Genomic DNA, 14029 nt, shown 5'->3' on the forward strand with positions numbered 1-14029 from the left:
CGCTGAAATGTTGTCACAAAATGGTTACAGTCTTGCAAAGAGGCTTGTAACCAAAGTGTAAACGCATTATAATCATTCGTGTTCCTCCGGTGTACATTTGCACCGGATCGAATATAGAGGCGGCTGGGGGAACCTGGCACACTCAAATTTGATATAAGGGAAGGATATTATTATGAAACGCATTTCTCGTCGTAATTTCCTCAAGGTTGCAGGCGTGGGTGCCGCTGCTCTGGGTCTGGCAGCCTGTGGCGGCAGCAAGTCCGGTTCTACCGCAACCTCCGGCACTGCTTCTTCCGCTGCTGGCTCTTCTACCGGCAGTGTCAACACCGCTGGCTTCACCGTCGAGTACGGCCCCAACCCCGAGACTCTGGATCCCTCTTTGAACAGCGCTGTTGATGGCGCCAACACCATCATCACCATCTTCGAGCCCCTGCTGATCATCAACGAGAACAACGAAGTTATTGGCGGCCAGGCTGAGAGCTGGGAAGAAAGCGAGGATGGCCTGACCTGGACCTTCACCATGCGTGACGGTTTGAAGTGGAGCGATGGCACCGACCTGACCGCTAAGGACTTTGAGTACACCTTCAAGCGTATGGTCAACCCCGACACCGCAGCTCCCTACGCAGCAACCTGCCTGGGCATGATCGATGGTTTTGACGCAGCACAGGCCGGTGATACCGATGCTCTGAACGTCAAGGCAAGCGACGACGGCAAGACCCTGACCATCGTGCTGTCCTATCCCTGCTCCTACTTCGACAAGATGGCTGCTTTCGCATCCATGAGCCCTGTGCAGCAGGCTACCGTTGAGGCCAACGGCGATGCATGGTGCACCTCCGCTGAGACCTTCGTCTCCAACGGCCCCTACATGATCACCGAGTGGACTCCCTCCGAGCGTATCGTTCTGTCCAAGAACCCCAACTATGTTGGCGGCTGGGATAGCTCCAAGATCGTTTCCGACAGCATCACCCTGCTGCTGCTGGAGGACTCTTCCGCTGCCTTCGCTGCTTACAACAGCGGCGAGGCTGTCCTGATCAAGGACGTGCCCACCGACGAGATCCCCAGCCTGACCAAGGCAGAGGACGGCGGCGACTTCTATGTTGACACCATTCTGGGCACCTACTACGTCAGCATGAACCTGCAGCGCGATGCTTTCCAGGATGTCAAGGTCCGCAAGGCTCTGGCTCTGGCTATCGACCGCGACTACGTTGCCAACACCATCATGCAGGGCACCTACTCTGCTGCTTCCAACATTGTCGGCCCTGGCATCGTGGACGCGCAGGGCTACTTCTACGACAACGCAAACGGCGGTTCTCCCTACATTGCTGATGACTACGAGGCAAATATGGCCGAGGCTAAGAAGCTGCTGGAAGAGGCTGGCTACCCCAATGGCGAGGGCTACCCCACCATCGAGTACAGCACCAACGATTCCGGCTACCATGTGCCTCTGGCAGAGTACCTGCAGCAGACTTGGGGCGATCTGGGCATTACCCTGACCATCAACAAGATGGAGTGGTCCTCCTTCACCCCCGCTCGTCGTGCAGGTGAGTACGATGTTGCCCGTAACGGCTGGGTCATGGACTACAACGATCCTTCCAACATGATCGAGTTGTTCTCCACCGACAACGGCAACAACGATGGTAAGTACTCCAACGCTGACTTCGATGCTGCTATGGAGGCTTCCAAGGTTGCTGATGTCACCGAGCACTTTGCACAGCTGCATAAGGCTGAGGACATCCTGATGGAGGATATGGGCTGCATCCCCGTTGCTTACTACAACGACTTCTGGCTGCAGACCGCTTCTCTGAAGGGCACCTGGCACAGCCCCTACGGCTACTGGTACCTGCAGTACGGCTACATCGAGGAATGATCTCCTCCCTGTGCTGTGCAGCGTAAGCTGAACCGTATACTATAAGCACCAAGCACCCCGCTGACCGGAAACGGTTGGCGGGGTGCTTTTTTGCTGTTATCCTGAAAAAAGACGAGTGCTCGGTTTTGCCGAGCACTCGTCTTTTATATGTAAACCAGATTGAAAAGGTACCATGTACTTACACCGCAGCCATGGCGGCCAGAACGCTCTGCCAGCTCTTGCTGCGTGCGGCAGGCACCGGGGCGGGACGGGCGCGCCGTGCAGCCGGGGCAGTATGACCGGTCGCAGAGGATACCGTCAGGGCAGGGGAGGGGCAGAAGAACACAGCCGTATCCTTTGCCAGCCACTGCGCAGCCAGTGCAGCGGCCTGCGGGTCAGACTGCAATGCGCGGCGCTCGTTCCCGGCCAGAAAATCAGCCAGCCAGTACAAAATTGCGGCCAGCGGCAGGCAGGGGGAAGCGTCCTGATTCCAGTAGCTCCAGCGTGCGCCGCAGCCAAGGTGACTTTCCACCGTGATCTGTGCACCGGTGCGGGCATTCTGCGGGATGGAGCCAACATAGTTGGTCCCGGCGCGCTGCCCAAGCTCCTCCACAAGGCGCTGGGTGCGGGCAGCATTCAGCCGATCCTCCCGGCAGTAGGCGCGGAAGTCGGTCTGGCTCAGCAGGCTGTCGGCACTGGACGGAAAACGCCCGGTCAGCTGACCCTCCGCATTGTGGCACAGCTGCCAGCCCTTGCGGAACAGCTGAAAATTCAGGCAGCGCCGCCCCATGGTGGAATAGCACACAAGGGCACTCTGCTCCCCGGGCAGCTGTTTTACTTCAAGATAGGCATCGTTGCCGCAGGTGTCCTGCAAACGGACGGTAAGCAGCAACTGTGCACCGGCGTGCTGGGTGGACATGGCGTTGTGCATGGCGTCAAAATAACGGGAAGCATCCATGATTGATCTCCTTCCTGAAAGCAAACAGCGAAACGTTGTAAAAGCACCAGCCGGGTGATCGGGCCGACAGGCTGCATAAAACTTCTCTGAACGTAGTATAGCATACTTTTAAATAAAAAACAACTGTAAGTTTTCCAAAATGACAAACTTTTGCAAAAATTTGTGGCACAGAGCGAACAAAGGTTCAAAGTATGGTTGTGCTTTGAAATAAACGGTTGTAAAAAACGCCCCCTGCGGGAGTAGCTCCGGCCTTAGTCGGTAGCTCCCGCAGGGGGCGTTTTTTATCTTCAATCGCCAAGTTCCCGAATCTCGTTCTGGATCAGCCGTCCGGCAGCGCGGGCAAGCTGATCCATGCCGCGGATACGCGCCATATTTTTGCCGTAGATCTGCGTGGCGGCACCGGCGTTGCTGTCCTCGCCCATAAAAACAGCAGACACCCGCACGCCTTGCCGCTGCAAGGTGCGCACCTGCGCGGCGGTATCGGCTACACCGGCGGCGTCCTCGTAGGCGCAGCCCAGAGGATTCTGTGCCGTGGGCGGGATGCGGCGGCTGTCGTTGGGGCTGGCATCGGTCAGCAGGATCATCAGGTGGCGCTGGGCGGGGCCGGGGGCATACCGGATCAAATCACCTGCTGCCCGCAGTGCCAGACCGTCCCGGTTCCAGCCCGAGGCGAAGTAACGGAAGATATTCTGCCGGTTTTTGTCTGCAAAGCCTTTCAGCACCCGCAGCACCGTGTAGCCACGCAGGCTGCTGAAGGCGCTTACCCGCACCGGAATGCCGCAGTTGGCCAAGCTTTCGGCCAGAATGGCACCCTGCGCCGCGATCACCTCCTGACAGTGCAGGCGGGAGGCGGAAGCGTCCAGCAGCAGATCCACCGTAAAGGCAGGGCAGTTTTCCTCCTCCGGGCACAAAAACACCCGGTCGTCGTTCAGGTAAGGGGCGCGCCACACCCGCCCGGCGCACAGGTCGCCGCTGCGCGCCACCCGCTGGTCGGGCTGCTGATGCACCAGAATGCAGTTGCGGATCTGCTCGGTAAGGCGCAGTACAACACTTCGATGCAGCTCCTGATTTTTTGCATAGTAGGCGCGGTTGCGCTCGGCCTGCAATTCTGCTTGCTGTGCCAGTTGCCGCGCCTCCGGGGTGGGTGCCTGCGCCGGGCTGGGCACTCCGGCGCTGAACCACAAATGACAGCCCAGATGCACTCCGGTGCACAGCTCCTGCTCGGCCTTGTGCAGCTGTTCCGGCGGGTAGAAGCAGCGCCCGAAGCAGCTTTCAATGTAGGCGCGGTCCTGCGCGGCGCGCTGCTTCAGGGTAATGTTTGCCCGGCGCTTGTCCACCGCCAGCCCGCTGCCGGTGGCATCCACCGCACCGGAATGCTCCACCGTCACCCGGTCGGTCTTGATCATCTGGGTGGGCATGGTTTTGGTGGCAAGCTTTGCCCAAAAGCCTTGCAGCCGCAGATGCAGCGCGGGCTTCTGGCGTACCTCGCCGTCAAACAGGGCAAATTTTGCAAACAGCGCCAGCAGGTCGTTTTTGAGCTGTGCTGGTTCCGGTACAGTTTCCGGTTCCAGCGCGGCAGCAAGGCTGCTCTCGTAAGGGGTCATGACCGGGGCGGTGCGTCCCAGAACCTTGCGCCAGCGGGCGGCCTGCATGGTGTACACCAGCTGGTTCTTCGCCATCCACTCCTGCCGCGAAAGCTTGTACTGGATGGCAAAAAAGTAGTCCGCGTGAGCAAACCGCAGCGCCTCCAGCACCGGGCGGCGGGGCAGCTCCAGCCGGTAGGCTGCGTTTTCTAAGTACAGCCACGCCATATCGTCCAGCATGGGCTGGCGCACATCGCCCTCCCAAGCAGAAAAAATGTCCCGGATCAGCGCGTCACCGTAGTATTTGTGCACCAGCCCTACGATGCAGTTCATGTAAAAATCAATGGTGCCGTCCGTGTTGCGGGCCAGAAACAGCGGCTCAAAACCGTAGGCTCCGGCAGCGGCCCAGACCTGATTGGCCGCGCGCCGCTCCTGCGCGGTGTAGCTTTGGGCGTCCATCAGGCAAACAGCTTTCCGGCATCCAGCTTGGCCGGGATGCGCGCGGCGATCACGTCCCGGATCAGCCCCTGCTCGTAGGAGTCAAAGGCCTTGTTGGTGATGCCCATATCCAGCGCCGCCCCGGCCGGGATGCCCCGCCGAATCAGCCGCAGCGCGTCCAGCATACCGCGCAGATCCAGCGCTTTGGTGGAAATTTCTGCACTGTCGCATTTTTTCTGCAGGTCCAGAAACAGCAGCGCAAACTGATGCACATATTTTGCGGTAAGATCCGGGAACTGCGCCCGCAGCAGCTTTTCCAGATTATCTTGGGTGATGGTGGGCATCTGCACCACCGCAAAGCGAGAGGTCAGCGCCTCGTTCAGCTCCCGGGTGCCCGCGTAGCCGTAGTTCATGGTGGCAATAAAGCGGGTCTCCTCGGCCAGCGGGATGCGGTCGTAACCGGGTACGTCGATGGCGCGGCGGAAGTCCAGCACCGCGTGCAGCACCGCCAGCGCCTCGTTTTTGGCCATGTTGATCTCGTCCAGCACACCAAAGCCGCCGCACTGTGCGCAGCGGTACACCGGCCCGGGACGGAACACCACCTGCCCGCCCGCAAAAGTATCCATGCCGATGAGGGAGGCGGCGTCCATGTTTACATGAAAGGAGATGTCCCACGCGGGGCGGCCAAAGGCAGCGGCAAGGTTTTCGGCCAGCACGTTTTTGCCGGTGGCCTTGCCGCCGGCCAGCAGCAGGTTTTCGCCGCAGAGGAGGGCTGCCAGCGCCTGCTCCCACACCTCTTTGCCGTAGTAGGTAAAGGCAGGGGCGGGGATGCGCGGGCGCAGCGCCTCGCTGAGCGGATGGGCGGCGCGGTATTCCTGCACCGCCGTAAGCAGGGCGGGGTCCACCCCTTCCTGCCGTAAGGTATCCAGAATATCCGACATTTGTACAAACACCTCGATCTTGTGACCGGGCGGGAATGAACTGCCCGGTTTTCAGCCTTATCATAGCACAATCGCGGGCATTTGTGTAGGGGGCGTGCGGGGTAAAAAAGCAAAGAGGGGCAACCCCGAATGGGGCTGCCCCTCTTCACATGAAAAAGAAGAAAAGAAGAAACGCTTAGAGTATGCCGGGGAACTGCGCTTTATCAGGCGTTCTCCAGACCTGCCATCTGCTTGACGGATTTGATGGCAAAGGTCAGGGTACGGCCACAAGCGGTGCCGCCCATGACGCAGGGGTAGTTGTTCTGGAAGAAGCTACCGGACATATCGCCGGTAATGTACAGGCCGGGAATGGGCTCGTTGTTGCTATCCTTCGCCTGGCAGTTTTCAGTGATGGAAATACCCTGCATACTGCACAGCAGAGAGGCACCCAGCCAGCAGCCGTAGAAGGGCGCGGTGCGGATGGCGCTCAGGCGGCTTGCAGGCTTGCCGAAGTCCTCGTCGTTCTGCTTGTCGTACAGCTCGTTGTAGCGGGCAACGGTGGCTACAAAGTTGTCCTTGTCAGCACCGGTAAAGCCCATCTTGTCGGCAAGCTCTTCAATGGTGTCCGCCTTCATGATCAGGCCCTCACCCTCGTACTGCTCCAGCTGACCTTCCATCATGCCGGGGATGTAACGGGTCAGTGCAGAGCAACCGATGGTGTGGAAGCGATCTACGTCGCTGCGGAAGTTTGCATCGTGGATCATGGCATAAACGTGCCCCGGCTGCTGGAAAGAAGCATGGGAGGCATTGTCGTATTCCTGACTTTCGTTCATAAAACGCTCGCCATGGCGGTTGACCTTCAGGAAGGGCTGGCTGCCGGGGTTGTACTGACCCACAGTGCCGGGGAAGGCCTTGCCGCCAAAGGCAGAGCCATTGTCCACATAACCGGCATCCACACCGGGTGCCACCAGACCGCGGTCGAACAGCACGGGAGCAGGCTCTGCATCCAGATGTGCACCTGCCCAGATAGCGGCGCGGATACCATAGCCTTTGTCAGCAGGGGTATAGGAGCAGGCGGTGGTCACGCTTGTGCCCAGCGGGTCCAGCTGCTCCATCATGTAGGGATTGCCTGCATAGCCGCCACAGGCCAGCAGTACGCCCTTGGCTGCGTTGATGCGGATGAAGTGGTCGTCGGCAGTGCTCTGGGCGATAACGCCGGTGATGCGGCCGTCGGCATCCTTTTCCAGCTTGGCAAGGCCGGTGTTAAAGTCGATGCTGTAGCCCTTGCTCTCGATATACTCCTGAAATACCACATTGCGGGGCTTTTCGGCGCTGCTGTAGTCGACTTGCTGCACAGGGAACATCAGCTTGCTCTGGCTCACCTGCGTATCATCCGGCCATTTGGCTTCATCGCCGGAGGTCAGGTTGCATACATAGTTGTAGGGCTCGCTTTCCAGAATGCCGGAAACAAAATCGTGCATGGCGGCAGACTCATTGATCCAGGTCTTAACTACGCGCTGGTCGCAGCGACCGCCCATGGAGCGGGAGATCTCGCTCAGCAGCTCGGCGCGGTCAACAGGAGCGATGCCCTTTTTCTTTGCTTCGCTGCTGTCGATGGTGCCGTACCAGTGGCGGGTATCCATAACGGCAGAATTCTGCTCGATGATGCGGAAGTTCAGTCCGTTCTGTGCAGCATAAGCGGCTGCGCACATACCGCCGTTGCCAGCGCCCACAATGACGATATCGGTATCCCATGTCTCGGTGATGGAAGCCTCGTCGATGTCAGGCTCTTTGCCCAGCCAGTCGTTCTCATCGCCGGTGGGCAGCTGCACGCTGGAGACCACGGCCTCGCCCTTTGCCTGTGCGTAGCAGCTCTTGGCGGCCTTCATCACGGCATTGGAGGTGACGGTAGAGCCGGAAACGCCATCGATCTCGGCAGAACCGGCAGCCATCAGCTGCTCGCGCAGCTCATCGGCAGCGGCAGCGCCGTAGGAAGCGGTCTCGCCGGAGGTGTCCACCACCACGTCGGTGACAGCGCTGTCAGAGAAGGTCATGGTGACCTTGACGGTGGAGGAGATGCCCTCGGCAGTGCCCTCGTAGGTGCCGGGGATGTACTGGCCGGCAGCACCGGAAGTGGAAGCGGAAGCAGAGCCGGAAGCGGCATTGCAGGCAGCCAAAGCACCAGCGGTCACACCGCTCATGGCGGCAGCAGCGGCGATCTTGATAAAGCCCTTACGGGAGATTTTGTTCATAGGTACGCTCTCTTTCTTTTTTCTCTTCTTGTTTTCCTTCTTGTTGTGCAGCAAGGTGAAGGCCACTTTGCTGAATCCTTAACAATTGTAGCGTAGAAGGGTGCTGTTTACAATTCAAGTTTATTATATTATAATTAAGAAAAACCTAATGTATTGTAGGAGGAAGGAAAGAATGAACCAGAGCGCGATGGCGGGCTTTGTAAAGATCGTGGAGCTGAACAGCTTTTCTGCGGCGGCAGAGGCGCTGTATCTTTCACAATCGGCACTTTCGCAGCAGATCCGCACGCTGGAAGGGCAATTGCAGTTTGAACTGTTCCAGCATGTGCCGCGCCGTGTGGTGCTGACCCCGGCGGGATGGGATTTTTACCCCAAGGCAAAGCAGCTGCTGGAATTGTACAATGAGGCGGTGCATCATGCGCAGGCAGTAAAGCTGAATGCAAATCCACCCAAACGGCATCTACTGATCGGACATCAGAATATGCCGCTGCAAATGCTAGGCTTTGACCTGTTTGCCGCTACAGGGGAGTTGAGCAACCGCTTTTCTCCTATAATGCACCGCTGTGCCAGCAGAAAGGATGTCTGGAGGGCGTTGCTGAATGATGAGATCGATCTTTCGTTGCAGATCGAGTGTGCAGAGATTGCGGCGCGAGGCTTGCACTTTTATCCGGCAGTGTATATGCCAGAGATCGGCGTCCCATTTCATACGCCGCCGGAGGTGCCCCGTGGATATATTACGCTGGAACAGGCGGTGCAGTATCGGTGGATGTTTGCAGAAACACCAGAGCAGTCACTGTATGAGACCGCATTGCTGCACGAGGCTGCGAGACAGCAGGCAGAAATCATTCGCAGCGTAAAAAGTGTACAGTATGAACTGCCCAGCCTGATGCTGACCCCGGCAGTGTACTACCGCAGACCGGATCCTTCACAGGTGTTTATTCTGGATTGGAACAAGGGAATGCGGTTTGGTATTGTTACGAAAGCGGAGCCGGACCCGGTGGTAATGGCTTATGTCCGCGCCTTGCAGCAACAGCTGCCGTCCCTCTCGGAAAAGCTGTTCGGCTTGAAGCTGGAACCGGTGGAGGAATCATAAAGAAAAGACGAAAAACCTCTCAGGCGCATTCGCGCCAGCTCTCCCGAAGGGCGAGCTCTATTGCAGCTGACCGACAGATGCTGAAAAGCTCCCCCTCTCGGGGGAGCTGGCATCGCGCAGCGATGACTGAGAGGGGAATGCAAAGAGCACCTGCTGTCCTCAGAAAGGAAGGCAACAGGTGCTCTTTTTGCAGTTATATTGCGATAACAGGTGCTTTAATCCACAACATCCTCGAACTGGCTGTTGTACAGGTCGGCGTAGAAGCCGCCGGCCTCGATCAGCTGGTCGTGGGTGCCCTGCTCCACAATGTCGCCGTCCCGCATGACAAGGATAAGGTCGGCGTCCCGGATGGTGGAAAGGCGGTGAGCGATGACAAAGCTGGTGCGGCCCTCCATCAGGCGATCCATGGCGGTCTGGATGCGCTGCTCGGTGCGGGTATCCACGCTGCTGGTAGCCTCGTCCAAAATCAGGATGCGGTTATCTGCCAGAATAGTGCGGGCAATGGTAAGCAGCTGCTTCTGTCCCTGACTGACGTTGGAGGCGTCCTCGTTCAGCTCCATCTGGTAGCCGCCGGGCAGGGTGCGGATAAAGTGGTCGGCGTTGGCGGCCTTTGCGGCGGCGATCACCTCTTCATCGGTGGCGTCAAGCCGACCGTAACGGATGTTCTCCATGATGGTGCCCTTGAACAGCCATGTGTCCTGCAGCACCATGCCAAAGCCCTCGCGCAGAGCGCTGCGGTCAAAGTCCCGCACATCGTGGCCGTTCAGGGTGATGGAACCGGCATCCACATCGTAAAAGCGCATCAGCAGCTTGACCATGGTGGTCTTGCCCGCGCCGGTGGGGCCTACGATGGCTACCTTCTGGCCGGGCTGCACCGTGCAGCTGAAGTCGTGGATAACAGTCTTGTCCGGGGTGTAGCCGAAGCGCACATGGTCAAAGGTGACCTGTCCGTCAATGTCGGCGGGGTCGGCGCGGCGGGCAGGGTTGGCCAGTTGCTCTTCCTCCGGCTCGTTCAAAAACTCGAATACCCGCTCGGCGGCAGCGGACATGCTTTGCAGCATATTGGACACCTGCGAGAGTTGCTGGATGGGCTGGGTAAAGTTTTTGACGTACTGGATAAAGGCCTGAATATCACCAATGGTGATGACCCCGTTTGCGGCAAAAATGCTGCCCACGATGGCCACTGCCACATAGCCCAGGTTGCCCACAAAGTTCATGATGGGCATCATCAGGCCGGAGAGGAACTGGCTCTTCCATGCGGATTCGTACAGCTTATCGTTGGCGGCGTTGAAGTCAGCCAGCACCACGGCCTCCCGATTGAAGGCCTTGACCACGTTGTGACCGGCGTAAACCTCTTCTACCTGACCGTTGACCACGCCCAGCGTGGCCTGCTGTGCCTTAAAGTACTTCTGGCTGAACTTGACCACCACCAGCACCAGCGCCAGCGATACCGGTAAAATCAGCAGAGCGATCAGAGTCATGTGGGGGCTGATGGAGAGCATCATCACCAGCACACCGATCATAGTGGTTACGCTGGTGATCAACTGGGTGATGCTCTGGTTCAGGCTCTGCCCCAGCGTGTCCACGTCGTTGGTGATGCGGGAAAGCACCTCGCCCACGGTGCGCTTTTCAAAGTACGCCAGCGGCAGGCGGTTGATCTTTTCACTGATCTGGCGGCGGAAGTCGTAGCAGACCTTCTGGGAAAGGTCGGTCATCAGCCAGCCCTGAATAAAGCTGAAAGCGCTGCTCAGCAGGTACATCCCCAGCAAAAACAGCAGAATGCGGGCGATATACACAAAATCAATGCTGCCGGTGCCGCGCAGCCGGGCGATCCAGCCGGTGGCAAGGGCAGTGGTGGCTTTTGCCAGCACCTTGGGGCCTGCAATGTTGAAGATGGTAGAAAGAATTGCAAACAGCATGGCTGCCGCAAGGGGCAACTTGTAGTGGCTCATGGTGCGGATGAGCTGCCGCAGCGTGCTTTTAAAGTCCTTGGCACGCTCGGTGGTGGGACGTCCGGGTCTGGGCATATCACTCACCCTCCTTTTCTGTATTCAGGGTGTCCAGCGCCAGCTCCTTCTGGCTCAGCTGGCTGCGGGCGATCTCCTGATATTCCGGGCAATTGACCATCAGCTGGGCATGAGTGCCCTTGCCCACCAGCCTGCCCTCGTCCAGTACAAGGATCTGGTTTGCGTGCAGCACGGTGGAGATGCGCTGTGCCACAATGATCACGGTGGCGTTGTCGGTCTGTGCCTTCAAAGCGCGGCGCAGCGTTACATCGGTCTTGTAGTCCAGCGCCGAGAAGCTGTCGTCAAACAGATAGACCTTGGGATTTTTGGCAATTGCCCGGGCAATGGAAAGCCGCTGCTTCTGGCCACCAGATACGTTGGAGCCGCCCTGTGCAATGGGGCTTTGGTAGCCCTCAGGCTTTGCCTCGATAAAATCAGTGGCCTGTGCAATAGCGGCGGCTTTGTGCACCTGTGCGTCGGTGATATCCTCGCCGCCGAATTTCAGATTGCTGTCAATGGTACCGCTGAACAGCACACCCTTCTGGGGCACATAGCCCAGCAGGTCGTGCAGCTGTGCCTGCGGCATCTCGCGCACGTCAATGCCGTCCACGGTCACCTTGCCGCCGGTCACATCGTAAAAACGGGGGATGAGGTTGAGCAGGGTGGATTTGCCGCAGCCGGTGGAGCCGATGATGGCGGTAGTCTCGCCGGGCTTTGCGGTAAAGCTGATGTGCTCCAGTGCATCGCTGTCTGCACCGGGGTAACGGAAGCTCACGTCCTCGAACTGCACAACGCCCTGCCAGTCGGTGTGCGCCTGTGCAGCTTTTGCGGTGGCTTTGTCCGGGTCGTGGATGGTGGCCTTGGTGCGGATGACTTCGTCGATACGATCCGCAGCCACACCGGCGCGGGGCAGCATGACGGCCACCATCGCCAGCATCAGGAAGGACATGACAATCTGCATGGTGTAGGTGATAAAGGCGATCATCTCGCCCACCTGCATGGTGCCGGCATCCATGGCCTTGCCGCCGAACCAGACGATGAGCAGGCTGGTGCCGTTCATGATCAGGGTCATAAAGGGCATCATAGCCACCATGGCGCGGTTGGTAAACAGCTGGGTGCCCATCAGTTCCCGGTTGGCCTTATCAAAACGCTGCTCCTCAAACTTTTCGCGGCTGAAGGCGCGCACCGGCATGATACCGGTCAAAATCTCGCGGCTGACCAGATTCAGCCGGTCCACCAGCTGCTGCATCACCTTGAATTTGGGCATGGCAACGCTCATCAGGAAGAGCAGCAGCAACAAAAGCAGAGCCACATCCAGCACCACGATCCACGAAAGGCCGGAGCTGTTGCCTACAACGTGCAGCACACCGCCAATGCCCAGAATGGGCGCGTAGGCCACCATGCGCAGCAGGATGACGCAGACGAACTGTACCTGCTGGATATCGTTGGTGGTGCGGGTGATGAGGGAAGCGGTGGAAAAATTCTCGATCTCTGCATTGGAGAAGCCGATGACACTGGAGAAGGTTTCCCGGCGCAGGTCACGACCGATGGCGGCGGATACCCGGGAGGCAAGGAAGCCCACGGCCACAGCCACGGCCACCATCAGCAGGGTGAGCGCCAGCATCTGGCCGCCCACCCGGAAAAGGTACTGCATCTGCACATCCCGCGCAACGCCCTGTGCCTCGTATTCCAGCTGCACCAGCAGCAAAGACTGGCTTTTCAGGTTTTCCAGCAGGGTGCTGTCCAGCTGGCTCATGGCACTGTCCAGCTGTTTTTGCAGCATACTGCGGTCAAAGCCGGGCATCTGGCTCATGGCGGCAAACTGGCTGCAAACGGTGTCCAGATCTGCTGCCGTGGGGGTGACGGTCTCGGTGTCGGTGTCCGCAGCGGCAGAGGGCATCTCGGCAAGGCCGGTCATGCCCATGCTGTTCTGCCCGGCGGAGGTGTTGGCGGCCTGTGCAGCAGCCATATACAGCACGATGTCCGGGGTGGTCACGGCATCTTCCAGTGCGGTGCGCTCGTCCTCGGTCAGGTCGGAGCGCAGCTGCAACACGCCATCGTCCTGCAGATAGTACTGGTAGGCGCTTTGCAGCTTCTGCGCATCCTCCTCGTTCATCAGCAGGCTCAGCGCGTCCAGCGTACTCTGGCGCACCGTCTGGGGCAGGGGGCTTTCAATGCCGCCCTGCTGGATGCCGGTGTCCACGATCTTGCTGGTGTAGTCCGGCAGGGCAAGGTCGCAGTACGCCTGCACGAACAGCAGTGCGAACACCACAAGGCAGACCGCCCAGTGCCGGGCCAGCTGCTTAAAGATCTTTGTCATGGTTCGTTTCTCCCTTCGGGTCAATGTTGCGCGCGGCATTTTCCGCAAGAATGGCATCCATCAGCGCGCCGCGCAGCGCGTCCATCTGGGCTGCCTGCTCAGGCTCTAACCGTGCCAGCACGCTGGCAAAGTAGTCGCGCAGAGCCTGCTCACACTGGTGGCACAGCTCATACCCTTTGGGGGTGATGCGCACCAGCGTTTTGCGGCGGTCGGCGGGGTCCGGCTCCCGCACCACGGTGCCGTCCTGCTCCATCAACCGCAGCCCGCGCGAGACCGCCGGCAGCGGCTGACGGATCTCCTGGGCAAGGTCGGAGACATAAATGGCACCGTCCTTTCCGTGGCAGTTGATGGAATGCAGCAGGCCTTCCAGCATATTAAAGTGGCATTTGGGGCAATCGGCCAGCGCCGCCCGCATCCCGGCCTTGGATGCCTTGCTCAGCTGCCCGATAAAGTGGCACATCCCCTGAAAGCTGGGAGTGCTTGGCTCGGACACAACGATCCCTCCTCGTTTGCATTTTCAAATACTTAACAGTTGTTAAGTATTAACGCCTGATAAGCATATTCCTTTTGCAGCGGGATTGCAAGAGAATAGGGAAATATTAAACAAAAATTCACA

General features: G+C 58.8%; 9 protein-coding genes. 2 read left to right on the forward strand and 7 right to left on the reverse strand.

From position 1 onward, the window contains the following. The first annotated feature begins 172 nt into the window (after positions 1-172). On the forward strand, positions 173-1867 hold the full coding sequence (locus MTP36_RS06280; protein WP_249254164.1) for a peptide ABC transporter substrate-binding protein: 1695 nt from the start codon (positions 173-175) through the stop codon (positions 1865-1867). 178 nt (positions 1868-2045) lie between these two features. Here MTP36_RS06280 and MTP36_RS06285 read toward each other — a convergent pair whose 3' ends face one another. The 4 genes from MTP36_RS06285 to MTP36_RS06300 form a co-directional block, all read right to left on the reverse strand. After that, the gene (locus tag MTP36_RS06285) at positions 2046-2804 is read right to left on the reverse strand and encodes a hypothetical protein (RefSeq protein ID WP_249254165.1); all 759 of its coding nucleotides are present in this window, start codon (positions 2802-2804) and stop codon (positions 2046-2048) included. 287 nt (positions 2805-3091) lie between these two features. Then, the gene (locus tag MTP36_RS06290) at positions 3092-4846 is read right to left on the reverse strand and encodes a hypothetical protein (RefSeq protein WP_249254167.1); all 1755 of its coding nucleotides are present in this window, start codon (positions 4844-4846) and stop codon (positions 3092-3094) included. Then, entirely contained in the window at positions 4846-5766 is a 921-nt protein-coding gene (locus MTP36_RS06295; RefSeq protein ID WP_249254168.1) for an AAA family ATPase, read from the reverse strand. Before MTP36_RS06295 ends, MTP36_RS06290 begins: the two co-directional genes overlap by 1 nt. A gap of 203 nt (positions 5767-5969) precedes the next feature. Continuing rightward, on the reverse strand, positions 5970-7997 hold the full coding sequence (locus MTP36_RS06300) for an FAD-binding protein (protein ID WP_055184947.1): 2028 nt from the start codon (positions 7995-7997) through the stop codon (positions 5970-5972). 172 nt (positions 7998-8169) lie between these two features. Here MTP36_RS06300 and MTP36_RS06305 point away from each other — a divergent pair, with 172 nt between their 5' ends. Further along, positions 8170-9087 carry a LysR family transcriptional regulator gene (locus MTP36_RS06305; RefSeq protein ID WP_249254169.1) on the forward strand — a complete coding sequence of 306 codons (918 nt, stop codon included), beginning with the start codon at positions 8170-8172 and terminating at the stop codon, positions 9085-9087. A gap of 215 nt (positions 9088-9302) precedes the next feature. On the opposite strand, the gene MTP36_RS06310 is transcribed toward MTP36_RS06305, so the two are convergent. The 3 genes from MTP36_RS06310 to MTP36_RS06320 are packed head-to-tail and all read right to left on the reverse strand — an operon-like array spanning position 9303 to position 13906. Further along, complete coding sequence (locus MTP36_RS06310; RefSeq protein ID WP_249254170.1) at positions 9303-11114, reverse strand: ABC transporter ATP-binding protein; 1812 nt, start codon at positions 11112-11114, stop codon at positions 9303-9305. A 1-nt stretch (position 11115) separates the two neighbouring features. Further along, positions 11116-13413 carry an ABC transporter ATP-binding protein gene (locus tag MTP36_RS06315; protein WP_249254171.1) on the reverse strand — a complete coding sequence of 766 codons (2298 nt, stop codon included), beginning with the start codon at positions 13411-13413 and terminating at the stop codon, positions 11116-11118. Then, on the reverse strand, positions 13397-13906 hold the full coding sequence (locus MTP36_RS06320) for a MarR family winged helix-turn-helix transcriptional regulator (protein WP_249254172.1): 510 nt from the start codon (positions 13904-13906) through the stop codon (positions 13397-13399). Before MTP36_RS06320 ends, MTP36_RS06315 begins: the two co-directional genes overlap by 17 nt. Positions 13907-14029: the final 123 nt, after the last annotated feature.

It is taken from the genome of Faecalibacterium sp. I4-1-79 (assembly GCF_023347235.1).
Classification (GTDB): domain Bacteria; phylum Bacillota; class Clostridia; order Oscillospirales; family Ruminococcaceae; genus Faecalibacterium; species Faecalibacterium tardum.

Bases quoted from the DNA above. Each gene is read 5' to 3' on its own strand.
- MTP36_RS06305 (WP_249254169.1), top strand. From the start codon at position 8,170: ATGAACCAGAGCGCGATGGCGGGCTTTGTAAAGATCGTGGAGCTGAAC.
- MTP36_RS06280 (WP_249254164.1), top strand. From the start codon at position 173: ATGAAACGCATTTCTCGTCGTAATTTCCTCAAGGTTGCAGGCGTGGGT.
- MTP36_RS06295 (WP_249254168.1), bottom strand. From the start codon at position 5,766: ATGTCGGATATTCTGGATACCTTACGGCAGGAAGGGGTGGACCCCGCC.
- MTP36_RS06285 (WP_249254165.1), bottom strand. From the start codon at position 2,804: ATGGATGCTTCCCGTTATTTTGACGCCATGCACAACGCCATGTCCACC.
- MTP36_RS06290 (WP_249254167.1), bottom strand. From the start codon at position 4,846: ATGGACGCCCAAAGCTACACCGCGCAGGAGCGGCGCGCGGCCAATCAG.
- MTP36_RS06315 (WP_249254171.1), bottom strand. From the start codon at position 13,413: ATGACAAAGATCTTTAAGCAGCTGGCCCGGCACTGGGCGGTCTGCCTT.
- MTP36_RS06310 (WP_249254170.1), bottom strand. From the start codon at position 11,114: ATGCCCAGACCCGGACGTCCCACCACCGAGCGTGCCAAGGACTTTAAA.
- MTP36_RS06300 (WP_055184947.1), bottom strand. From the start codon at position 7,997: ATGAACAAAATCTCCCGTAAGGGCTTTATCAAGATCGCCGCTGCTGCC.